Source organism: Streptomyces sp. NPDC049627, from assembly GCF_044465645.1.
Classification (GTDB): Bacteria; Actinomycetota; Actinomycetes; order Streptomycetales; family Streptomycetaceae; genus Streptomyces.
This window is the reverse complement of sequence record NZ_JBITLW010000012.1, coordinates 21,294-41,682: the sequence shown is the minus strand read 5'-3', so window position 1 is coordinate 41,682 and position 20,389 is coordinate 21,294. Positions and strand designations below refer to the sequence as shown.

The window sequence follows — 20,389 nt, the reverse complement described above, 5'->3', positions numbered from 1 at the left end:
ACCGGCCGGACACAGTTCGGCTTCCACCCGGAGGGGTTGACGTCAACTTCCAGCCACCCGCCGTTGACACCCTGACCGAGTGTTGGCCATGGCTTTCCCCGTCGATCTCCGCCGCTGCCGGATCCTCGGTCTGGCCGGTACCGCCATCCTCGCCCTGGGCGGTGAGACGGCCGGTGCCCTGCCGGTCCGGGAACTCCTGGCACCGTCCTCGGTGCACGCGGCCCTGGGCCTGGTCGGCGTCTACTTCGGCGTCGTCCTGCTGATAGCGGCGTGGCTGCTGCTCGGCCGACTCGTGCGCAGCGCCGACCCGCCCACCCCGCGCGCCCTGCTGATGGTGCTGGCCGTGTGGGCCGCCCCGCTGCTGATCGCGCCGCCGCTGTTCAGCCGGGACGTGTACAGCTACCTCGCCCAAGGGGCCATGGTCGACGCCCACATCGACGTGTACGCGTACGGACCCGCACACCTCGGGGGCCCGCTCGCGGACGAGGTCGCCCCGCTGTGGCGGCACACGGCGGCACCGTACGGCCCCGTGTTCCTCGGCGTCGCCTCCGCACTGTCCGGCCTGACCCGCGGCGAACTCCCCGCCGGGCTCCTCGGCATGCGCCTGATAGCCCTGCTCGGGGTGGCGCTGATGGCGGCCGCGCTGCCGCGCCTCGCCCGGCACAGCGGAGCCGACCCGGCCGCCGCCCTGTGGCTGGGCGCCCTCAATCCGCTGGTACTGCTGCACCTGGTCGCGGGTGCCCACAACGACGCCATCATGCTCGGTCTGCTCGGCGCCGGGCTGGTCGCGGCCCTCGGCCGGTGGCCCGTCCTCGGCGCCGTACTCGTCACGCTCGCCGCCCTGGTCAAGGCGCCCGCCGCGCTGGGCCTCGCCGCGGTCGTGCTGCTGCAGATGCGGGCCGGCCACCACCCGGCCAAGGCCGTGCTGACCACGGTGGCCGCGTCCGCCGCCACCACGGTCGCCGCAACGGCTGTGGCCGGCACCGGATACGGCTGGATAGGTGCCCTGGACACCCCCGTCTCCCCGCAGAACTGGGCGCTCACCAGCCTGCTCGGCCGGGCCACCGCCTCGCTGCTGGAGGAGATCGGCAGCGATCTGGCGCCGCTGGCCGTCCCGGTGTGGCACGTCTTCGGTCTCGTCCTCACGGCGGTCCTCGTGATCCTCATATGGTGGCGCTGGCGCCCGCGCCCGGTGTATGCCCTCGGCCTGAGCCTCGCCGCCGTGGCCGCCTTCGGACCGGCGATCCGTCCCTGGTACGCCCTGTGGGGCCTGTTCCTCATCGCCGCCGCCGCGCCCAGTACCTCGGTACGGCACCGGGTGGTGGCCCTGACCGGCGTGCTCGCGCTCGCCGTGCTGCCGAGCGGCGGCCCCGCGGACGTCGGCCAGTTGGTGCTGGCCGTGTCGGGGGGCGCGCTCGCCGTGGTCGTCCTGTGGCAGGCACATCTGGCCGCGCAGGCCCCGGCGTTGGAGCGCACCGCATGAGACTTCCCCGTACCGACCGCGCCCGGCTCGCCCTGGTGCTGGTACTCGCCGCCGCGGTGACCGTCTTCACCGCGACCGTGCCGCTGCTGCGCGACTGGTTCGACCTGCGCGTCTACTACGGCACCGTCGACAGCTGGATCCACCACGGCGGCCGCATCTACGACTACCGGGTGCCCGGCACGACGTACGGCTTCACCTACCCGCCGTTCGCCGCCGTCGTCATGCTGCCCATGGCCCTGGTCGAGCTGCATGTCGCGATCGCCGTGGCGCTGCTGCTCAACCTGGCGGCACTGGCCTTCGTGCTGCGCGTCCTGGCCGGACGGGACTGGCGGCGCCACGGCTGGTACGGCTGCGCGCTCGCCGTCTGCGCGCTGGCCCTGTTCGAACCGCTCAGGGACACCGTCAGCTTCGGCCAGGTGAACATCCTGCTGCTGGCGCTGGTGCTCCTCGACTGCCGGCTGCTGGCCACGGGGCGGGAGCGCTGGGCGGGCGTGGGCATCGGCCTCGCGGCCGCCGTGAAGCTGACGCCCGCCGCGTTCATCGGCCTGCTGCTGGTGGCAGGGCGCCGCCGAACCGCCGCCATGGCGACGGCCGTTGCCGCGGCGGCGACGGCGCTGGCCGCCTGGGTGGCCCCCGACGCCTCCCGCTTCTACTGGACGCACGCCATGTGGGACACCACCCGGGTGGGCCGCCTCGACTATGTCTCCAACCAGTCGCTGCAAGGCATCCTGGCCCGGCTGGGCGTGACCGACCGCGCGGTCTGGGCCGTGGCCGTCCTGCTGGTCCTGGGCGTCTGGGTGGCGCGGACCCGGCGGGCGGTCGCGGCCGGGGACTGGACGGCGGCCTTCGCTCTCACCGGGCTGACCGCGTGTCTGGTCAGCCCGATCACCTGGGTCCACCATCTGGTGTGGCTGCTGCCGTCCTTCGCCGTCCTCGTCCGCGCCGGCCACGCACGGATCGCGGGCGCCCTCTACGCGGTGCTGTGCACCAGCGTGGTGTGGCTGTGGTTCGACGACGCGTCCGGCGTGGACGGCTTCCTCGGCAGCAACACGTACACCTGGATCACCCTCGGTCTGCTGCTCCACCTGCCGCTCGGTCAGTCCTCCTCCGACCGTTCGACGACCTTGCCGCGCAGCACCAGTGAGGTGACACCGGCTCCCACTCCGGCGGCGCCCGCGATCGCCCAGCACTCCGCCCAGCCCACGTCGGCGGGGCCGCCCCGCGGTGCCACGTCCGCCGTCACGGGCGACGCCTCGGGCTCCGGCTTCGGCTTGACCCGCAAGGCGTCGAGCGACCCCACCGGTTCGACCCGCCCCGCCGCGCCGAACCCCCAGTCGAGCAGCTCGCCGGCCTCCTCGTAGACGGCCGCGCCGCCCGCCCGGGGGTTCAGCACCGTGACGACGAGAGTGCGGTCGCCCCGGCGGGCGGCGGCGACGAGAGTGTTGCCCGCCCTGCTGGTGTAACCGTTCTTGATGCCGATCAGCCCCGGATACGGCTCCACACCGTCCGCGCCGGTCAGCAGCCGATTGGTGTTCCGGATCTCGTACGACCATCCGTTCCGGCCCGGGAACCAGGCCTCGGCCGTGCCGCAGTACCGCGCGAAGTCCGCGTTGCGCAGCCCTGCCCGGCCGAACACCGCCAGGTCGTACGCCGAGGAGACCTGGCCGGGTGTGTCGTAACCGTCCGGCGACACCACCTTCGTGTCGAGGGCGCCCAGCGCACGGGCCTTGTCCTGCATACGGCCGGCCGTGACGCGCCAGCCCCCGTTCAGCGCGGCCAGCACGTGCACGGCGTCGTTGCCGGAGCTGAGGAACACGCCGCGCCACAGATCGGCCACCCGGTACGTATGCCCCTCGGTGACCCCCACCAGACTGCTCCCGGGCCCGATCCCCGCGAGCTCCTCCTCCCGCACCCGGTGCCGGATGCCGACGGGCAGCGTCGGCAGCACGGTGAGGGCGAACAGCGTCTTCAGGGTGCTGGCGGGCGGTAGCTTCCGGTGTGCGTCGTGCGCGGCGAGCACCTCTCCGGTCCCTGCGTCGGCCACCAGCCAGGACAGCGCGGACACCGGCGGCAGGCGGGGCGCCCTCGGACGGGGCCGCACGTGTGTACCGGGCCGGTACAGCAGCGACGGGTGCGGGGTCGTCACCCGCGGCCGGTCCGGCGTGTCGGGGTCGTGCCCGGTACGGGCGACCGCGGCGGTGGGCGCGAGCGCCAGCAGCCCGGCCGCACACAGCGCACAGGTGGCCGCAAGGGTCCGAGAGGGAAATCCGATGGTCATACCGTCAACGTAGGAACGCCTGCTGCGGACACCACGCTGCCCGGGCCGAGACCGCCGAGCGAGCACCCGGATGCCGCACGCGGGGCCGCGACGGAGGCACGATCAGGGTGAGCCGCGCACGGACAGGAGTTGTCCCGCAGACCCGCAGACCCGCGGTCGCGCCGTCATGCCCCGTCCGCCGGCAGTGTCGGCTGGATCCGCCGCAGGAACGCGGCGTTGTCGGGTGTCTCGCGCATGCGCTCCAGGAGCGTTTCCAGGCTGGACTGGCCGTCCCGGCTCTGCAGGACCCGGCGCAGGCCGCGTACGGCCGTCAACTCGGCCGGAGGCAGGAGGAGTTCCTCGCGCCGGGTGCCGGACGGGTTGATGTCGACGGCGGGGAAGACGCGGCGGGAGGCGAGGTCCCGGCTCAGGCGCAGCTCCATGTTGCCCGTGCTCTTGAGCTCCTCGAAGAAGAAGTCGTCGGCCCGGGAGCCGGTTTCGACCAGCGCGGTGGCGAGGATGGTGAGCGAGCCGCCCTCCTCCGCCAGACGCGCGGCGCCGAAGAACCGCTTGGGCCCGTGCAGGGCGGCGGCGTCCACGCCGCCGCTGAGGGTACGGCCACCGGAGGCGGCCGCGTTGTTGTGCGCCCGGCACAGCCGGGTCAGGGAGTCGAAGAGGATCACGACGTCCTCGCCGGCCTCGACGTGCCGCTTGGCCCGCTCGATGACGAGCTCGGCCAGCGCGATGTGCTGCTTGGGCGCCCGGTCGAAGGTCGAGGCGTACACCTCGCCCCGCACCGAGCGCCGCATGTCGGTGACCTCCTCGGGGCGCTCGTCGAGCAGGACGACCATGAGGCGGCACTCCGGGTGGTTGCCGGCGACGGCCGCCGCGATCTGCTGGAGCAGTACGGTCTTGCCGGTCTTGGGCGGGGCCACGATCAGCCCGCGCTGGCCCTTGCCGACCGGCGCGATCAGATCGGCCACCCGTCCGGTCAGGCCGGACGCCGGGTGTTCCAGACGGATCCGCTCACGCGGGTGAAGCGGCGTCAGCTCGCCGAAGTGGCGGCGGTTCTTGTCGGGGGCGTGCCCGTTGACGCGGGCGACCTGGGTGAGGGCGCGCCGGTCGCCGAGGACGCCCTCGACGAGGTCGCCCTTGCGCAGGCCGTACCGGCGCATCAGCGCGGCGGGCAGCTGGGGGTCGGACGGCGACGGCAGGCAGCTCTCGGCGCGCAGATGGCCCTTGCCGCTCGCGTCGATGTCGAGGACGCCCGTGACGTCCCTGGTCGGGAGCTGCTGCTGGACAGGAGGGTTTTCGAGTGTGGGGGCGGTCATGGTGGTGGGTCCTTTCACGGACGGAAGACATGAGACGTGCGGAAGGAAGGGGTGAGCCGCGGACTGAGGGAAGGCGGACAGAACGCCTTCGGGCGGCGGGAAACAGCACCTCGGGTACGGCGGAACCGCTGGTCACGAGGTGGTGAAGCAGAGCCGGTACGTCGACCGGCGAACTGAAGGAGAACCGGCACCGGCGCCCACGACAGGGCGTACACAAGTGCTGACGGCACCGTACCACACGCCAACGCGCCCAGGACTTCTTCTATTCCGGAGGTCCACTTGGGGGAGGTGTCGATTCGGTCCCGTCCCGTTCGTCGGTGAGGTGTAGGAAGCTCATGAGGACCGGGAGGAACCATGAAGTACATGCTGCTCGTCTGCGGCGACGACACCGCCGACGCCTCGGGCATGGCCCCTGTCGAACCCTGGGTGGAGGGGCTCGGCGACCGCGGCGTACGACTGCACGGCCACCGGCTGGCACTCCCCGCCGACGCCGTCACCGTGCGGGTGCGCGGCGGCGAGGTGCTGCGCAGTGACGGCCCGTTCGCCGAGACCAAGGAGTACGTCGCCGGCTTCGACATCCTCGAGTGCGAGAGCCTGGAGGAGGCGATCGAGGCGGCCGCCCGGCATCCCGTGGCCGCCATCGGGGCGATGGAGGTCCGCCCGTTCTGGGAGGACGAGGACGCCGAGGGGCAGATCCGCCTGCTCGACACCCGGCTGACCGAGGCGGCGCGCGAGCGGGACATCGAGCGGATCGCCGCCTGCTACGCCCCGGACGCGGCGGTGTACGCCGACGGCCGCGAACACGTCGGAGCCGACGCCCTGCGCAAGTGGCTGGACGAGATGTTCAGCGGCGTCACCGGGCCCGTCACCCGCGAGGTGCTCGAATTCCGTGTCCATGTCGACGAGAGCATCGCCTTCGGGCACGCCCTCGTACGATTCCGCGCCACCCGCACGGACGGCGCGTCCCTGAACGACCTGATGCGCATCACCACGGGGTACCGCAATGCCGGTCTGCGCTGGGTGATCGCCCACCAGCACATCTCCCAGGAGCGGTCATGAAATACGTCCTGTTCATCTGCACCCCCGCCGGCGGCGAGGAACTCAGCCCCGAGGAGATCGCCGAGGACCCGCGCTTCACCTCCTACATCGAGGAGGTCCGCAGCCGTGACATCGTGAGGGGCGGGGCACGTCTGCGGCCGTACACCGACGCCACCACCGTCCGTGTCCAGGGCGACGAAGTCCTGCTCAGCGACGGGCCGTTCGTGGAGTCCAAGGAGTACGTCGCCGGAATCGACATCATCGAGGTCGCCGACCTGGACGAGGCCATCTCCCTCGCGTCCCGGCATCCGGCGGCCCTGGCCGGCGGTTCGGTGGAAGTGCGGCCGGTCTGGGAGTGAGCGCGACGAACGGTGTCGAGGAGGTCGTCGCCGCGGCCTTCCGTGAGGAATGGGGCCAGGTCGTCGCCACCCTGATCCGGGTGACCGGCGACTGGGACCTCGCCGAGGAGTGCGCGCAGGACGCCTTCGCCCAGGCCCTCGACCGGTGGCGGCGCGACGGAGTGCCGCGCCGCCCCGGCGCCTGGCTGACCACGACCGCCCGCAACCGTGCCCTGGACGTGCTGCGCCGGGAGGCGGTGGGGGCGGCGAAACTCCGGGAGGTGGCGGTGTCGGCCCGCGACGAACCGTCGTACGAGACCGAGGACGGCGACGACAGTGGCGTTCAGGACGACCGGCTGCGGCTGATCTTCACGTGCTGTCATCCCGCGCTGCCCATCGAGGCGAGGGTCGCACTGACGCTGCGGACGCTCGCGGGACTGACCACACCTCAGATCGCCCGCGCCTTCCTCGTCCCGGAGGCGACCATGGCCCAGCGTCTGGTGCGGGCCAAGCGGAAGATCCGCAACGCCGGCATCCCGTACCGGGTGCCGCCCGCGCACCTTCTGCCCGAGCGCACGACCGGCGTGCTCGGCGTCATCTACCTGCTGTTCAACGAGGGGTACGCGGCCAGTTCGGGTGCCGATCTCGTCCGCACGAACCTGTGTGCCGAGGCGATCCGCCTGGCCCGCGTCCTGGCCGGCCTCATGCCGGACGAGCCCGAGGTGCTCGGCCTGCTCGCGCTCCTGCTGCTGCACGACGCCCGCCGGCACGCGCGCGTGGACGCCGCGGGCGACTTGGTGACCTTGGAGGACCAGGACCGCGGGGCCTGGGACCGGGCAGAGGTGGACGAGGGCGCCGCCCTGCTGGAGACCGCGCTGCGGCGCGGCCGCCCCGGGCCCTACCAGATCCAGGCCGCCATCGCCGCCTGCCACACCACCGCACCCACCGCCGCGGAGACCGACTGGGCCGACATCGCCGCCCTCTACGGCGAGTTGGCCCGCCTGGTGCCCTCCGCCGTCGTCCGCCTCAACCGCGCCGTGGCCGTCGGCATGGCCCAGGGCGTGGAGCAGGGCCTGGCCCTGGTCGCGGAGCTGGAGGACGAGGGCGAGCTGGCCGGGTACCACCTGCTCCCGGCCACCCGAGCCGACCTGCTGCGCCGCGGCGGCCGCAGGGAGGAGGCCGCCGAGGCCTACCGGCGGGCCCTGGAGCTGGTGGAGAACGACGCGGAACGGAGGTTTCTCGAAAAGCGGCTCGCGGAGTGCCGAGCCGGACGCTGACCGGTCGGCGGTGCGCGGCCGTCACGCCGTGCGGGCCTCCGCCTCCTTCGCGATCCGGTCGAACTGCGCGCCCATGGCCTCGCCCAGAGCCTGCGCGCCCGACAGCGGTCGGACCATGACCATGAAGTCGTCGATCAGGCCGTCCTCGTTCACCCGCAGGAAGTCGCAGCCGGTGATCTGCCGGTCGCCCACACGCGCGGTGAAGACCAGCGCGTGATCGCGGCCTCCGGGATCGTTGATCTCGCGCACATAGCGGAAGTCCTCGAAGACCCGCACGACACCGCGCAGGATCGCCGCCGTGATCGCCTTGCCGGCGTACGGCTTGAACACGACCGGGCTGGTGAAGACGACGTCCTCCGCCAGCAGGGCCTCCATGGCGTCGGCGTCGCCTGCCTCGACCGCCTCGCGGAACGCGCGCATCGGGTCACCTCATAGTCAATTAGTTGAGTAGGTGCCGATGAGAATAATCACCTGCTGTTAACGTGTCCACATGTCCCTCAAGTACGCCGTCCTCGCCGCCCTCCTCGACGGCGAGGCCTCGGGCTATGAGCTGTCCAAGGTCTTCGACGTCTCGTTCGCCAACTTCTGGCCCGCGACCCCGCAGCAGCTCTACCGGGAGCTGGAGCGCCTCGCGCAGGACGGCCTCGTCGAGGCCCGGTTCGTGCGGCAGGAACGGCGGCCGAACAAGCGGATGTTCACGCTCACCGAGGCCGGACGGGAGGATCTGCGCGCCTTCGCCGCCGAGCCGCCCCGACGTCCCACCGCCGTCCGGGACGAACTCCTGATCAAGCTGCAGGCCATGGAGGACCCCGAGGCCGCCCGCGCCCTGATCGAGGAACGCATGGTGTGGGCGCGCGGCAAACTCGACCGCTACGAACGCGTCCGCGCCCGCGTCCTCGCCGGGCGGACCGAGGACGAGTTCCTGCGTGACCACGACCGCGTCGGCCCGTACCTGACGCTGCTGCGCGGAATGTCCTTCGAGGAGGAGAACCTGCGCTGGTGCGAGCGGGTGCTCGCCGTCCTGAAGCAGCGCGTCGCCCAGGGGTGACGCGGATGTTCAGCCCCGAAGGCCCCACCCTGCGCGAACTCGCCGTCCAGGCGCTGTCGTCCGTCGAGCGCGGATACGACCTGCTCGCCCCGAAGTTCGACCACACGCCGTTCCGTACGCCGGACTCGGTGCTCTGCGCCGTCGCGAAGGCGCTCGCGCGGACGGGCCCGTACGACGACGGCCTCGACCTGTGCTGCGGGACGGGCGCGGGCGTGGACGTGCTGGCCGAGGTGTGCCGGCGTAGTGTCACCGGCGTCGACTTCAGCGCCGGCATGCTCGACGTCGCCCGGCGGCGGGTGCGGACGGGGGAGCCGCGTGTCGCCTGGGTCCGCGCGGACGCCCGTGCCCTGCCGTTCGCCCCCGCCTTCGACCTCGTGGTGAGCTTCGGGGCGTTCGGCCACTTCCTGCCCCGTGAGGTGCCGGGGCTGTTCGCCCAGGTCCACTCCGTCCTGCGGCCCGGCGGATGCTTCGCCTTTCCTGTGGTGGCCCCGCCGCGTCCCGGGTCGCTCGCCTACTGGATGCTGCTCGGCTTCGACACGGTGATGCGGGTGCGCAACGCCGTGTGGCGGCCGCCGTTCGTCATGTACTACCGGGCCTTCCGGCTCGGCGAGGCGCACAGGGAACTGGCACGCGCGGGCTTCCGGGTGGAGCTGCAGGCCCTGCCGGAGTTCGGGCGGCGGCGGGACGGGAGTCCGCGCGTGCGGATGGTGGTGGCGCGCCGCACGGATTGAGTGAGGTGGATTTCCCAACCGCCGCCCGCTGGAGGGTCTGTTCTTCAAACTCGCGAGGCTCGGCACTGTTCGGCGCGGGGTGTCGAAGGCCGCCGTACGACGGATCCCTCCCGTTCGCCCGGCAGCCGCGGGTCGTACGCGCTCAGCCTGTCGCGGGCAGCGTGAACTCGTAGACCAGCGCGTCCTGTTGGGCGTCCACGACGAGGTCCGTGACCTCCAGCGGTCGGGCGTACTGGTCGTGCACGCGTCGCGTGACCCGCACCGAGGGTGCGCCCGGGTGCCGGGTGATGGCGTCCCGGTGGTGCAGGGTGAGGCCCGCCTTGCGCATCCAGTCGTAGGCGCGCCGCAGTTGGGCCGACCCGCTGCCGTCGGCGCGGTCGCGGTAGCGGCCCAGCTCCGCCACCTCGGCGAGCGCCACCGCGGAGAAGGACGTCACGGCCGTGCGCCGGCCGCGGCCGTCGGCGCCCGCGGACTCGTAGCGGTGCACCAGAGTCGGCCGGTGCGGGCCCAGTCCCAGGACCTCGGCGTGCTCCGGCGGGGGCGTCTCCCAGGCGACCGTGGCCCGGTCCACGGCGCCCGGACCCGAGGCCTGGGCGCCGAGCGGGAAGGTGAGGGACGCCGGGGTCTCCACCGGCAGGCCGGGCAGCGTGGCATGACTGCCCCGCCGGTCGGTCGCGACCAGGCCGCTGCGGCGCAGCACCTCGAGTGCCTGCCGTACGGTCTCCCTGCTGACCTCGAAGTGCTCCGCCAACTGCCGTTCGCCCGGCAGTCGTTCGCCGGGCGGAATGGTTCCGTCGCGCAGCTCGCCGAGCAGTTCGGTGGCGATCCTCCAGTAGAGCGGCTGTTCCCCGGTGAGCGGGCGGTCGTGCGGGGTGGTGCGGGCCATGCCGCGCCTCCTGTTGGTGACATGTCGTAGCCGTGCGGGCTCCTTGCGTCACCAGATCCAAGCATTGGTCTAAACCAACAGGGAAGGGTGGCCTGTCACTTCGGCTGAAACGCCCCGCATCGGCCGGCTCTCACAGGGCGCTGTACAGGGCGTCCACCAGCGCCGTCTTCCGCGGGTCATCCGCGATATGAGGGCCCATCCGGTTCATCACATAGCCCAGTGACACCCCTGCCTCCGGGTCGGCCAGGCCACAGGAACCCCCGTAGCCGTCGTGTCCGAAAGCCCGGGGATTGGGCCCGTACGAGCCGCTCGGCCCGCTCAGCCAGAGGCCGAGGCCGATCTCCGTGTCCCTCCCGAGCCCGGCGCCGAGCACCAGGTCCCGGCAGCGGCCCTGCCCCTCCCGCACCCGCTCGGCCGCCTCGGGGGAGAGGATCCGATGGCCGTCCTGCACTCCGTCGCCCGCGAAGATCCCGTACAGCGCGGCGACCGCCCGCGCCGTGCCGTGACCGTTCGCGGCGGGGATCTCGGCGGCCCGCCACTCGGGCGAGTTGGCCTCCGCTGCACCCAGGGCGGGATTGGTCAGCGCTGCCAGCGCCGCGGGTGCCAACTGGGCGAAAACGGCTGCCTGTTCACTGCTCGTCGCCACCGGCGGCTGTACCAGCTCGGCCACTCGCCCGGAGTCCTTCTCCGGCAGTCCGATCGCGAAGTCGATCCCCAGCGGCCCGGTCACCTCCCGCTCCAGGAAGGCTCCCGGCAGCAGCCCCGACACCCGCCGCACGACCTCCCCGACCAGGAAGCCGTACGTGAACGCGTGATACCCGGACCCCGAGCCCGGCGCCCACCACGGCTCCATCGCCGCGAGTCGCTGCGTCGTCAACTCCCAGTCGCAGAGCTGCTGGAGAGAGTGCGGCTCGCGCAGCCCGGACAGGCCCGCGCGGTGCGACAGCAAGTGCCGTACGAGGATCTGCTCCTTGCCCGCGGCGGCGAACTCCGGCCAGTACGCGGCCACCGGCGCGTCGAAGTCGAGCAGTCCCCGGTCGGCGAGGATGTGCGCGCACAGTGCCGTCGGGCCCTTCGACGTCGACCACACATTGACCAGCGTGTCGCGCTCCCAGGGACGGCTGCGCGCCGCGTCCGCCCACCCGCCCCACAGATCGACCACCGTCCGGCCGCCGACGCTGACGGCGACCGCGGCACCCAGCTCCCCGCGCTCCCGGAAGTTCGTCTCGAACGCCGTCCGTACCGCCGCGAACCGCGGATCGCAGTGCCCGTGCACCTGCGTCTCGTGCTCCGTCATCAGCCGTCCTTCGTCGTCCGCCGGAAACCCGGGCCGCGACACTGCGACCCGGGCGCCCTGAACGTACCGACTGGTCGGACCGGACGGAAGGTGCCGGACAGGCCGAACTCAGACGAAGAACCGCGTGCCATCCGGCTCCCGGTGCCCCGCGACCGTGTGCCAGTAGTCGCGGGTTTCGACGGCCAGCCCCGACGCGTCGAAGAGCACGAAGACGCAGCCGGCGAGCGTGGCCGGCGCGCCGTCCTCCTCGGCGAGGACCCGGAACTCGGCGACGGCGACACCGTCCTGGCCGATGACCGGCGGGGAGAAGCGGACGTCGGTCACCCGCTCGCCGGCGAACGACCAGCGCAGGTACTCCGCCAGCTCGGCGCGCCCGCGGTGCGGCGCGCGGAACGGCATCGAGCGGTGGACGCAGTCCTCGGCGTACAGCTCAAGCAACGCGTCCACGTCATGCTCGGCCCAGGCCCTTTCCCAGACCCGGACGAACCGCTCCGCGGCCTCACGCGTGTCCATACGTGCCCTCTCAGGCGTGCGAGCGCAGCCAGTCCAGCTTGGCCGCCTCGTGGAAGGGGCCGCCGCCCTCGTGGTCGTTGAAGTCGTACACCTCGATGGCCTTCTCGTCGTGGGCCCAGGCGTTGAAGGCCGCGAAGACGGTGGAGGGCGGGCAGGTCTGGTCCTCCAGGGCCGCCGAGAAGAGGGCGGGTGCCCGGCCGCGGGCCGCGAAGTGGACGCCGTCGAAGTAGGACAGGGTGCGCAGGACGTCCCCGGTGCGGCCCCGATGGGTCTTGAGGTACAGGCCGATCTCGCGGTACGGATGGCGGTCCGTGATCGTCGCCGCGCGCGGGTAGTCGCACAGGAACGGCACGTCCGGGGCGACCGCCGTCAGGTCCGTCACCAGGCCGCCGACGGCGATGGTGATGCCGCCGCCCTGGCTCCCGCCGAGCGCGACCGTGCGCGAGGCGTCGGTCAGGGGATGCGAGCGGGCCGCCTCCACGGCACGGACCGCGTCCGTGAAGACACGGCGGTAGTAATAGTTCTCGGGCGCATCGATGCCGCGGGTCATGAACCCCGGGTAGGCCGGCGCGGCCCCCACCGGGTCGGGCGTCCCGCCGCCGGCGCCCCATGCGCTGCCCTGGCCGCGCGTGTCCATCATGAAGTGCGCCCGGCCCGTGGACGCCCACAGCAGATTCTCGTGCGGCAGGCCGCGCCCCCCGCCGTAGCCGATGAATTCCACGACCAGGGGCAGCGGTTCCGTGGCTCCGGCGGGCAGCCGCAGCCAGCCCTTCACCGGATGACCGCCGAATCCGGCGAACGTCACGTCGTAGACCTGCACGGTCGACAGCCCCGTGTCGACCGGTTCGAAGCGGGCGTCCAGATCGTGCTCGCGGGCCTCCGCAAGAGTCTTGGACCAGAACGCGTCGAAGTCCTCGGGTTCGACGGACTCGCTGCGGTACTCGCGCAGTTCGTCGAGCGGAAGGTCGAACAGGGCCATCTGTGACCGCCTTTGCGAGGAGTGAGTGCGGATGATCACACCGTACGTCGCTGATCGGAGGACCCGCCAGGCCGCACGGGGTCGCGGACGTCCGGGCACGGCCTCTTGACGTCGGGGGATATTTGGGACAGAGTCTATATGTACGTCGTAAACGTACGGCGTCGGGACGCAGTCAGGAGTCTCGTGCCATGACGCCCAGCAAACCGTCGCCGGTGAAACGTCCCGGCAGCGGAACCGGGTCTCCTGGCCCGCCGTCGACGATCCTCGTCACCGGGGGAGCGGGCTTCCTCGGCAGTCACGTCTGCGTCGAACTGCTCGATCACGGCTACGAGGTGATCGTCGTCGACGACTACTCCAACAGCGCCCCACAGGTCCTGCCCCGCGTGGAGCGCATCGCCGGGCGCTTCGTGGGAGCCGTCTACGAGCTGGACATCCGCGACCGGCGTGCCCTGTACGCCGTGTTCGACCGGCACGCCGTGGACGCCGTCGTACACTGCGCCGGTTTCAAGGCCGTGGGCCCGTCGACCCGGATGCCCGTCGAGTACTACGACGCGAACGTCGGTGGCCTGACCGCCCTGCTGCGGACCATGCACGACCACGGGGTGCACCAGCTCGTCTACTCGTCCACCGGCTCGATCTACGGCGACGCTGGCCATGGGCCGCTCGACGAGGACACCCCGGCCCGGCCCACGAACCCCTATGCGTCCTCGAAGTGGCTGGGCGAACAGATCCTCGCCGACGTGTGTCTGCGCCGCCACGAGTACTCCGTGCTGTCCCTGCGGTACTTCAACCCGGTCGGCGCCCACCCCAGCGGGCTGCTGGGCGAGGACCCGGCCGGCTCCCCCGACAACCTGATGCCCTTCCTCGCGCAGGTGGCCATAGGCCGGCAGGCACGGCTCAGCGTGTTCGGCGGGGACTACCCCACGGGGGACGGCACCGCCGTCCGGGACTATCTCCATGTCATGGACGCGGTCGAAGCGCACCGCATCGCACTGGACCACCTCACCGATGTGCCGGGCATGAGCGTGTACAACCTGGGCATCGGCCGGGGCCGTTCCGTCCTGGAAGTGGTCGCCGCGTTCTCCGAGGCGAGCGGCCGGACGATTCCGTACGACATCGTGCCCCGCCGTCCCGGTGACGTGGCCGAACTGGTCGCCGACGCGAGCTCCGTGGCGCTCGACTGGGGCTGGCGGCCCACCCGGGACCTCGCCGACATGTGCCGGGACGCCTGGCGGTTCCAGCAGGTCAATCCGCACGGTTACGCGGGCGCCGCGCGGCGCCCGAACCCGAAGCACTGAGGCCGAACGCCGTCTCGACCAGGGCGATGTGGCTGAACGCCTTGGGCGCGTTGCCCAGTTGGCGACCCTGTTCCGGATCCCACTGCTCCGAGAGCAGGCCGACGTCGTTGCGGACGGCCAGCACACGCTCGAAGGCGTCCCGGGCCTGTTCCGTGTGGCCGGTCGCCGCGAGGGCGTCGGCGTACCAGAGGGAGCACGACACGAACGCGCCCTCCGGGCCGGCCACGCCGTCCACCTCGTTCACGCCGTCGCCGTCCGTGGCGTACCGCCGTACGAAGCCGTTGTGCGCGAGTTGCCGCATCGCACGGACGGTGCCGCGCACCCGCTCGTCCCAGGCCGGCAGGAAGCCGAGCCGGGGCATCAGCAGCGCCGAGGCGTCCAGGGTCGAGGAGCCGTAGAACTGCACGAAGGTCCGCCGCTGCGCGTCCCATCCCTCGCGGCACACCTGGCGGTGCACCTCGTCCCGCATGGCCCGCCACTCGCCCGAGGAGCCGTTGCGGCCGAGCAGCCGACCCATCCGCACGGCGCGGTCGGCGGCCACCCACGCCATGACCTTGGAATGGACGAACTGCCGGCCCGGTCCCCGCACCTGCCACAGCCCGTGGTCCGCCTCCCGCCAGTGGCGCTGCAGATGGGCCATCAACGCCTCCACCATGCTCCACACATGGGCCGGCATGGGGATCCCGGCCCGCAGCGACAGGCAGAGGGTGTCCAGGACCTCGCCGTAGACGTCCAGCTGGGTCTGGTTCATCGCGAAGTTGCCGAACCGGACCGGCTGCGAGCCCTCGTAGCCGGGCAGCCAGGGCGCTTCGGTCTCCGGCAGCAGCCGCTGACCGCCGACGCCGTAGACGGTCTGCAGATCGCCGGGGGCGCCGGCGACGGCCCGCACCAGCCAGTCCACCCAGGCCGCCGCTTCCTCCCGGTATCCGCTGCGCAGCAGACAGGACAGGGTCAGCGTGGAGTCGCGCAGCCAGCAGTACCGGTAGTCCCAGTTGCGCTCGCCGCCGATGCAGCCGGGCAGCGACGTGGTCGGCGCGGCGACGATGCCGCCCGTGGGGGCGTAGGTGAGTGCCTTCAGCGTGATCAGGGAGCGCACGACAGCGTCCCGCCACGGTCCCTCGTAGCGGCACTGGGCGCTCCAGCGCCGCCAGTAGTCACCGGTCTCCTTCAGGAGGGTCTCGGCCGGAAGGGCGAGCGGCGCGGGCGTCTCGGGCAGATGGGAGGGCGACCACACCAGCGTCAGAACGAGCCGTCGTCCGGCCGGGACGGTGAAGTCGTACACCGTGGAGTCCTCGCGGTCGCGTGCCCGCACCGGTCCGTCGGTGTCCAGCCAGACGGCGTCCGGGCCGGCGACCGCCACCGCGCACTGGTCGACGGCCCGGATCCAGGGCACGACCCTGCCCTGGTGGAAGCGCAGCCGCAGCTCGCTGCGCATGGCTACGACGCCGGAGAGTCCCTCGATGACCCGGACGACGCACGGCAGTTGGGCGCGGGGCGGCATGAAGTCGGTGACCCGCACGGTCCCCGTCACGGTCTCCCACCAGGTGTCCAGGACCAGGGTGTCCGGCCGGTAGGCCCGCCGTGTGCACGACCCGCGAGTGACGGGGGAGACCCGCCAGAACCCGTTGTCCTCCGTGCCCAGCAGTGCGGCCAGGCACGCCGGCGAGTCGAAGCGGGGGAGGCACAGCCAGTCGACGGAACCGTCCTTGCCGACCATGGCGGCGGTCTCGAGGTCGCTGATGAGGGCGTAGTCCTCAATGGGAGCACTCATGACGGAGTATGCTGCGTATATTTACGTTGTAAACATCATCCTCGGAAAGCGGCATCGCGTCAAGAGGGGGTGAGAAGGGGTATGTTTACGCCGTATATGCATGCTGTCGCCCCGGACCGGCCGCACGGTCGCGGGGCAGGGCGGGGCAGGGAGGCACCCCATGGCCGGCGGATCAGCAGACAAGCCCGCGCGACGCGCCAGTGATCGCGGGCGCTACGGCAGGCTCAGCCGCGAACGCGTGCTGGCCGCCGCCCTGGAACTGGTCGACCGGGAAGGACTCTCCGCTCTGAGCATGCGTCGGCTGGGGGCCGAGCTCGGCGTCGAGGCGATGGCCCTCTACCGGTACGCGGAGGGCAAGGACTCCCTGCTGGACGGCCTAGTCGAGGCCCTGTACCTGGAACTGGAACAGCGGCTCACGAGCGCCCCCGGCACGACCGCACAGCCGCCCGCCGACAGCGGGGCAACCGGATGGCGTGCCGAGCTGCAGCGGATCGCGCGTGCCCTGTACGACGTCTGCCTGGCCCACCCCCAGGTGGTGCCGCTGCTCTCCACCCGCATGATGGCCGTCCCGCTCGCCCGCAGGCCGCTCGCGGTCCTCAGGGACCACGAGCGCATCCTCGTCCTGCTCCGCGAGGCCGGGTTCGACGACGCCCGTGCCGCCTCCGTGTTCGGCGCCTACACCGCTTGGGTCCTCGGCTATGTGTCGGTGGAACTGAAGGCCATGGTGGACAACCCCGAGGAATCCGACCCCGCGTTCCGCCTGGGTCTGCACCGCATGCCGTCCCAGGAGCTGCCCGTGCTCCGTGAGACCGCCCCCGCCCTCGCCGAGCCCGGCGGACCGGAAGGGCTGTCCGCAGGACTCGGCGCACTGCTCGACCTCTGGGCGCCGGCGGACAGGACTGCCTGACACCGTCGCGGGTCGGCGGGTCGGCGGGTCGGCGGGTCGGCGGGTCGGCGGGTCGGCGGGTCGGCGGGGTGCAGGGACGCCGGGTCGGCAGGTCGGTGGCAGGACGGCCACAGGTCAGGCCCGACGGCCCGTCCACTCCGGCTCGGTCCGGGCCCACTCCTGTTCCCATTCGGCCAGGCGGCGACGCATCGCGGCATGGCGTACGACCGTGTGGCCGAGGAGGACCAGGGCGCCCGCGCCGCCCGTGGCGCAGACGCCGATCGTCACGGTCTGATGCCAGACCGCCATGCTGCCGGGAGGAGGGGAAACGCTCCGGCCCTGGGAGTCGAGCCACAGGTCGACCATGTCGCCGGACCGTGTCCCGGCCGCCACACGTGCCGTCGCCGTCCGCGGCCCGTCCGCCTGCTCCGTCCACCGGACCGTCGCCTTGGCGGGCAGCTGCCGTCCGCCCTGCGCCGCCGGCAGCGGTGCGGAACTCCTGCCGATGACCTCGGCCCGGACGTGACGGCGATCCGCGCGCTGCTCCCGCACCGTGGTCAGGGCGTCGTCATGGGCCCACCAGGCGGCGACCACCCCGGCCAGCGGCGCGCCGACGAACAGCAGGGCGATCACGGCCACCACCGTCCACGCCTCGACCACATCCGACCGGCGCCGCAGCGGACTGCGCCGCCAGCGCCAGCCACGCACCCGGCTTCGCATGCCGACCGGGTACCCCGTACACGTCAGGTGGTGCCTGACGATTCCCGGCGGCGTGGTCCATGACGCCGCCGGTCAGCCGAAGCGCTCGATCCGGATGCGGTCCACCGGCTGACCTGCCGCCACGAGCAGCCGCGAGGCATGCTCCGCGAACCCGTTGGAGCCGCACACATAGGCCTCCCACCCACCGGGAGGCCGCTCGGCCAGGAGGGGCGCCACATGTGCGGCGGCCATACGTCCCACCGGCACACCCTCCGGCGCGCTCCGCGTGAACACGGGCGTCGTCTCCGCGCCGTACTCCCGCGCGTAGATCAGCTCCTCGGGGCTGCGCGCCGACACCAGCATCCGCAGCGGCACGTCCAGGCCCCGCGCCCGGTGGTGCCGCAGCATCGACATCAGCGGTACGACACCGGATCCGGCGCCGACCAGCAGCGCGGGCCGGTTCCCGGGCCAGGCGAAGAAGCCACTGAGCGGGCCGCGGACCTCGACCGTGTCACCGGGCTCGGCGACCGTGTGGAACCAGCCGGACACCTCACCGCCCTCGACGTGGTCGAGGGTCAGCTCGATGTGCCCGGTGTCGTCCGGTGCGGACGCGATCGAGTAGTGGCGCTGGGCCACATAGCCGTCCTCGGCGGTCAGCCGCAGCATCAGGTGCTGGCCGGGCAGATGGCCCGCCCACGCGGGCACCGCGAGCCGGAAGGTGGCGGCGTGCGGGGTCTCGCGGCGGACCTCGGTGATCGTGGCGGTCTGCCACTTTGAGGCGGCCCCGTCGCTGACGGCGATCCGGCCGGGCACGGCGAAGCGGGTGGGGGGAGCGAAGGTCTCAGTCACCGGAGTACCGCTGCTCCTCCCACGGGTTGCCCCGCGCGTGATAGCCGTTCTGCTCCCAGAAGCCCGGCTCGTCGTGGTCGAGGATCCGCAGGCCCGCGATCCACTTGGCGCTCTTCCAGAAGTACAGGTGCGGTACCAGCAGCCGTGCCGGGCCGCCGTGCTCGGGAGCGAGCGGCTCCCCGTCGTACTCCCAGGCGATCCAGGCCCGCCCGCCGGTCAGGTCGGCGAGCGGCAGGTTCGTGGTGTACCCGGTGTGCGCATAGGCGACGGCATGTGTGGCGGACACATGGGGCCGGACCACATGGAGGAAGGCGTCCAGCGATACGCCGCCGAACCGCACGCCGAACTTCGACCAGCTCGTCACACAGTGGATGTCGCCCTCGTACACCGACGTCGGCAGCTGATGCGCTTCCTCCCAGCTCCACGTCCGCGGCTCCTCGACGAGACCGTCGATGCGGAAGGACCACTCGGCGGGCGTCAGCTCGGGCGTGACTTCGGCGGAGAGGACGGGCCAGTCGTCGCCCGCGTCGTACTGGCCGGGCGGCAGTGCGGCGTTCTGGACGCGTGGGCGTCCGGTGAAGCCTCGGGTGACGTTCATGCGGGGAGTGCCTCCAGGCCGTCGTGGGCGACGGCCCGCGGGTCGAGCGTGATCAGTACGTGCTCATTCAACCGTACGTGGCCGGAAGCCCTGGTGATCGTTGGGGTAGGGTGGCCATCCGGCCGGGACAGTCCCGGTGCTGCCGAGCCCAGGAGGTGAGACCCATTACCGCTGTGTCAGGTCGGGTGTTCTCATCTCGCATCGGCGCGGATCACGACCAGTAGGCGCGACCGCGAGAGCACCCTTCGGCTTCCGAAAGGCTCTCGGCTTCCATGCCCCCTCTGTCTTCTTCCTCGTCCTCGCCTTCGTCCCCCTCGCCGATCGCACACGACGCCGTCGTGACCGCACTGCGCGCCGCCGGCTGTGTCTTCGCCGAGGACGAGGCCCGGCTGATCCTGGCCGCCGCCCGCACGCCGGACGAGCTGGCCGCCATGGTGGACCGCCGCGTCACCGGCCTGCCTCTCGAACTCGTCCTCGGCTGGGCCGAGTTCCGCGGGCTGCGCATCGCCGTGGAACCCGGCGTCTTCGTACCCCGCCGCCGTACCGAGTTCCTGGTCGAACAGGCCCTCGCCCACGGCCCGGACGCGTCGGTCGTCGTGGACCTGTGCTGCGGTTCGGGCGCGGTCGGTGCGGCACTGGCCGCCGCACTCGGCCGGGTCGAGCTGCACGCCGCCGACATCGACCCGGCCGCGGTGCGCTGCGCCCGCCGCAATGTGGCCCCCTTCGACGGCCAGGTGCACACGGGCGACCTGTACGAGGCACTGCCCGCCGGCCTGCGAGGCCGCGTCGGCATCCTCGCGGCGAACGTGCCGTACGTCCCCACCGGCGAAGTCGGCTTCCTGCCCGCGGAGGCGCGTGAGCACGAGCCGCGCGTCGCGCTGGACGGCGGTCCGGACGGACTGGACGTCCTGCGCCGGGTCGCCGCCGAGGCGCCCCGATGGCTGGCACCCGGCGGCTGTCTCGTCGTCGAGACGAGCGAACGCCAGGCGCCGACGGCCTTGGAGGCCTTCACCAGCAGCGGGCTGTCGGCGCGCCTGGTGGTCTCCGAGGAGCTGTACGCGAATGTCGTCGTCGGCCTCAACATGCCTGGAAACCGGAGCTGATCACGTC

Annotated in this window: 20 protein-coding genes and 1 pseudogene; 10 read left to right on the top strand and 11 right to left on the bottom strand. The window is 72.3% G+C overall.

Annotated elements, in window-relative coordinates; all coding sequences use genetic code 11:
• Positions 1-88: 88 nt before the first annotated feature.
• Both mptB and ACIBU0_RS30190 read left to right on the top strand, forming a co-directional pair.
• Positions 89-1,483, top strand: a complete 1,395-nt coding sequence (mptB, locus tag ACIBU0_RS30195; RefSeq protein ID WP_398824697.1) for a polyprenol phosphomannose-dependent alpha 1,6 mannosyltransferase MptB — start codon at positions 89-91, stop codon at positions 1,481-1,483.
• Complete coding sequence (locus tag ACIBU0_RS30190) at positions 1,480-2,844, top strand: glycosyltransferase 87 family protein (protein ID WP_398824695.1); 1,365 nt, start codon at positions 1,480-1,482, stop codon at positions 2,842-2,844. The genes mptB and ACIBU0_RS30190 overlap by 4 nt, the downstream gene beginning before the upstream one ends.
• An 83-nt stretch (positions 2,845-2,927) precedes the next feature.
• Here ACIBU0_RS30190 and ACIBU0_RS30185 read toward each other — a convergent pair.
• Both ACIBU0_RS30185 and rho read right to left on the bottom strand, forming a co-directional pair.
• A pseudogene (locus ACIBU0_RS30185) lies at positions 2,928-3,761 on the bottom strand (D-alanyl-D-alanine carboxypeptidase family protein); the annotation flags it as partial.
• 164 nt (positions 3,762-3,925) lie between these two features.
• Entirely contained in the window at positions 3,926-5,071 is a 1,146-nt protein-coding gene (rho, locus tag ACIBU0_RS30180) for a transcription termination factor Rho (protein ID WP_398824693.1), read from the bottom strand.
• Between the two features lie 354 nt (positions 5,072-5,425).
• On the opposite strand from rho, the gene ACIBU0_RS30175 reads away from it, so the two are divergent.
• Genes ACIBU0_RS30175 through ACIBU0_RS30165 form a run of 3 tightly spaced genes read left to right on the top strand, consistent with a single transcriptional unit; the run spans position 5,426 to position 7,724 of the window.
• A complete protein-coding gene (locus tag ACIBU0_RS30175; RefSeq protein ID WP_398824691.1) occupies positions 5,426-6,130 on the top strand; it encodes an SgcJ/EcaC family oxidoreductase in 705 nt (234 codons plus the stop codon).
• On the top strand, positions 6,127-6,468 hold the full coding sequence (locus ACIBU0_RS30170; RefSeq protein WP_398824689.1) for a YciI family protein: 342 nt from the start codon (positions 6,127-6,129) through the stop codon (positions 6,466-6,468). Before ACIBU0_RS30175 ends, ACIBU0_RS30170 begins: the two co-directional genes overlap by 4 nt.
• Positions 6,465-7,724 (top strand): RNA polymerase sigma factor, encoded by a 1,260-nt coding sequence (locus ACIBU0_RS30165; protein WP_398824687.1) that lies wholly within the window; start codon positions 6,465-6,467, stop codon positions 7,722-7,724. The genes ACIBU0_RS30170 and ACIBU0_RS30165 overlap by 4 nt, the downstream gene beginning before the upstream one ends.
• 21 nt (positions 7,725-7,745) lie before the next feature.
• On the opposite strand, the gene ACIBU0_RS30160 is transcribed toward ACIBU0_RS30165, so the two are convergent.
• Positions 7,746-8,144, bottom strand: coding sequence for a nuclear transport factor 2 family protein (locus tag ACIBU0_RS30160; protein ID WP_398824685.1), 399 nt, complete (start codon positions 8,142-8,144; stop codon positions 7,746-7,748).
• Between the two features lie 70 nt (positions 8,145-8,214).
• Between ACIBU0_RS30160 and ACIBU0_RS30155 the strand changes: the two genes are divergently transcribed.
• Positions 8,215-8,772 (top strand): PadR family transcriptional regulator, encoded by a 558-nt coding sequence (locus ACIBU0_RS30155; RefSeq protein ID WP_398824683.1) that lies wholly within the window; start codon positions 8,215-8,217, stop codon positions 8,770-8,772.
• Between the two features lie 5 nt (positions 8,773-8,777).
• Positions 8,778-9,503: a methyltransferase domain-containing protein gene (locus ACIBU0_RS30150; RefSeq protein WP_398824681.1), complete on the top strand. Its 726-nt coding sequence runs from the start codon at positions 8,778-8,780 to the stop codon at positions 9,501-9,503.
• 142 nt (positions 9,504-9,645) lie between these two features.
• Here the strand turns inward: ACIBU0_RS30150 and ACIBU0_RS30145 are convergent, their stop codons facing one another.
• From ACIBU0_RS30145 to ACIBU0_RS30130, 4 genes are all read right to left on the bottom strand, one after another.
• Entirely contained in the window at positions 9,646-10,389 is a 744-nt protein-coding gene (locus tag ACIBU0_RS30145) for a GntR family transcriptional regulator (protein WP_398824679.1), read from the bottom strand.
• Positions 10,390-10,519: 130 nt separating this feature from the next.
• Positions 10,520-11,686, bottom strand: a complete 1,167-nt coding sequence (locus ACIBU0_RS30140; RefSeq protein WP_398824677.1) for a serine hydrolase domain-containing protein — start codon at positions 11,684-11,686, stop codon at positions 10,520-10,522.
• A 108-nt stretch (positions 11,687-11,794) separates the two neighbouring features.
• Positions 11,795-12,199, bottom strand: coding sequence for a nuclear transport factor 2 family protein (locus tag ACIBU0_RS30135; RefSeq protein WP_398824675.1), 405 nt, complete (start codon positions 12,197-12,199; stop codon positions 11,795-11,797).
• Positions 12,200-12,209: 10 nt separating this feature from the next.
• Entirely contained in the window at positions 12,210-13,178 is a 969-nt protein-coding gene (locus ACIBU0_RS30130) for an acetylxylan esterase (RefSeq protein ID WP_398824673.1), read from the bottom strand.
• A gap of 260 nt (positions 13,179-13,438) precedes the next feature.
• On the opposite strand from ACIBU0_RS30130, the gene galE reads away from it, so the two are divergent.
• Entirely contained in the window at positions 13,439-14,476 is a 1,038-nt protein-coding gene (galE, locus tag ACIBU0_RS30125; protein ID WP_398825239.1) for a UDP-glucose 4-epimerase GalE, read from the top strand.
• On the opposite strand, the gene ACIBU0_RS30120 is transcribed toward galE, so the two are convergent.
• Positions 14,424-16,247 carry a glycoside hydrolase family 15 protein gene (locus ACIBU0_RS30120; protein ID WP_398824671.1) on the bottom strand — a complete coding sequence of 608 codons (1,824 nt, stop codon included), beginning with the start codon at positions 16,245-16,247 and terminating at the stop codon, positions 14,424-14,426. The genes galE and ACIBU0_RS30120 overlap by 53 nt on opposite strands.
• 160 nt (positions 16,248-16,407) lie before the next feature.
• Here ACIBU0_RS30120 and ACIBU0_RS30115 point away from each other — a divergent pair, with 160 nt between their 5' ends.
• Positions 16,408-17,154: a TetR/AcrR family transcriptional regulator gene (locus ACIBU0_RS30115; RefSeq protein ID WP_398824669.1), complete on the top strand. Its 747-nt coding sequence runs from the start codon at positions 16,408-16,410 to the stop codon at positions 17,152-17,154.
• Positions 17,155-17,268: 114 nt separating this feature from the next.
• Here the strand turns inward: ACIBU0_RS30115 and ACIBU0_RS30110 are convergent, their stop codons facing one another.
• The 3 genes from ACIBU0_RS30110 to ACIBU0_RS30100 form a co-directional block, all read right to left on the bottom strand.
• Positions 17,269-17,853 carry a hypothetical protein gene (locus tag ACIBU0_RS30110; protein ID WP_398824667.1) on the bottom strand — a complete coding sequence of 195 codons (585 nt, stop codon included), beginning with the start codon at positions 17,851-17,853 and terminating at the stop codon, positions 17,269-17,271.
• Positions 17,854-17,925: 72 nt separating this feature from the next.
• A complete protein-coding gene (locus ACIBU0_RS30105) occupies positions 17,926-18,681 on the bottom strand; it encodes a ferredoxin reductase (RefSeq protein WP_398824665.1) in 756 nt (251 codons plus the stop codon).
• On the bottom strand, positions 18,674-19,279 hold the full coding sequence (locus tag ACIBU0_RS30100) for a sulfite oxidase-like oxidoreductase (protein ID WP_398824663.1): 606 nt from the start codon (positions 19,277-19,279) through the stop codon (positions 18,674-18,676). The genes ACIBU0_RS30105 and ACIBU0_RS30100 overlap by 8 nt, the downstream gene beginning before the upstream one ends.
• 272 nt (positions 19,280-19,551) lie before the next feature.
• Between ACIBU0_RS30100 and ACIBU0_RS30095 the strand changes: the two genes are divergently transcribed.
• Positions 19,552-20,382: a putative protein N(5)-glutamine methyltransferase gene (locus tag ACIBU0_RS30095; RefSeq protein WP_398824661.1), complete on the top strand. Its 831-nt coding sequence runs from the start codon at positions 19,552-19,554 to the stop codon at positions 20,380-20,382.
• Positions 20,383-20,389: the final 7 nt, after the last annotated feature.

What these genes read in the sequence shown, in the direction of transcription:
- ACIBU0_RS30190 (WP_398824695.1), top strand. Translation starts at nt 1,480, where the DNA reads ATGAGACTTCCCCGTACCGACCGCGCCCGGCTCGCCCTGGTGCTGGTA.
- ACIBU0_RS30135 (WP_398824675.1), bottom strand. Translation starts at nt 12,199, where the DNA reads ATGGACACGCGTGAGGCCGCGGAGCGGTTCGTCCGGGTCTGGGAAAGG.
- ACIBU0_RS30170 (WP_398824689.1), top strand. Translation starts at nt 6,127, where the DNA reads ATGAAATACGTCCTGTTCATCTGCACCCCCGCCGGCGGCGAGGAACTC.
- rho (WP_398824693.1), bottom strand. Translation starts at nt 5,071, where the DNA reads ATGACCGCCCCCACACTCGAAAACCCTCCTGTCCAGCAGCAGCTCCCG.
- ACIBU0_RS30145 (WP_398824679.1), bottom strand. Translation starts at nt 10,389, where the DNA reads ATGGCCCGCACCACCCCGCACGACCGCCCGCTCACCGGGGAACAGCCG.
- ACIBU0_RS30110 (WP_398824667.1), bottom strand. Translation starts at nt 17,853, where the DNA reads ATGCGAAGCCGGGTGCGTGGCTGGCGCTGGCGGCGCAGTCCGCTGCGG.
- ACIBU0_RS30140 (WP_398824677.1), bottom strand. Translation starts at nt 11,686, where the DNA reads ATGACGGAGCACGAGACGCAGGTGCACGGGCACTGCGATCCGCGGTTC.
- ACIBU0_RS30100 (WP_398824663.1), bottom strand. Translation starts at nt 19,279, where the DNA reads ATGAACGTCACCCGAGGCTTCACCGGACGCCCACGCGTCCAGAACGCC.
- ACIBU0_RS30155 (WP_398824683.1), top strand. Translation starts at nt 8,215, where the DNA reads ATGTCCCTCAAGTACGCCGTCCTCGCCGCCCTCCTCGACGGCGAGGCC.
- ACIBU0_RS30115 (WP_398824669.1), top strand. Translation starts at nt 16,408, where the DNA reads ATGGCCGGCGGATCAGCAGACAAGCCCGCGCGACGCGCCAGTGATCGC.
- mptB (WP_398824697.1), top strand. Translation starts at nt 89, where the DNA reads ATGGCTTTCCCCGTCGATCTCCGCCGCTGCCGGATCCTCGGTCTGGCC.
- ACIBU0_RS30120 (WP_398824671.1), bottom strand. Translation starts at nt 16,247, where the DNA reads ATGAGTGCTCCCATTGAGGACTACGCCCTCATCAGCGACCTCGAGACC.
- ACIBU0_RS30160 (WP_398824685.1), bottom strand. Translation starts at nt 8,144, where the DNA reads ATGCGCGCGTTCCGCGAGGCGGTCGAGGCAGGCGACGCCGACGCCATG.
- ACIBU0_RS30130 (WP_398824673.1), bottom strand. Translation starts at nt 13,178, where the DNA reads ATGGCCCTGTTCGACCTTCCGCTCGACGAACTGCGCGAGTACCGCAGC.
- ACIBU0_RS30150 (WP_398824681.1), top strand. Translation starts at nt 8,778, where the DNA reads ATGTTCAGCCCCGAAGGCCCCACCCTGCGCGAACTCGCCGTCCAGGCG.
- ACIBU0_RS30175 (WP_398824691.1), top strand. Translation starts at nt 5,426, where the DNA reads ATGAAGTACATGCTGCTCGTCTGCGGCGACGACACCGCCGACGCCTCG.
- ACIBU0_RS30095 (WP_398824661.1), top strand. Translation starts at nt 19,552, where the DNA reads ATGCCCCCTCTGTCTTCTTCCTCGTCCTCGCCTTCGTCCCCCTCGCCG.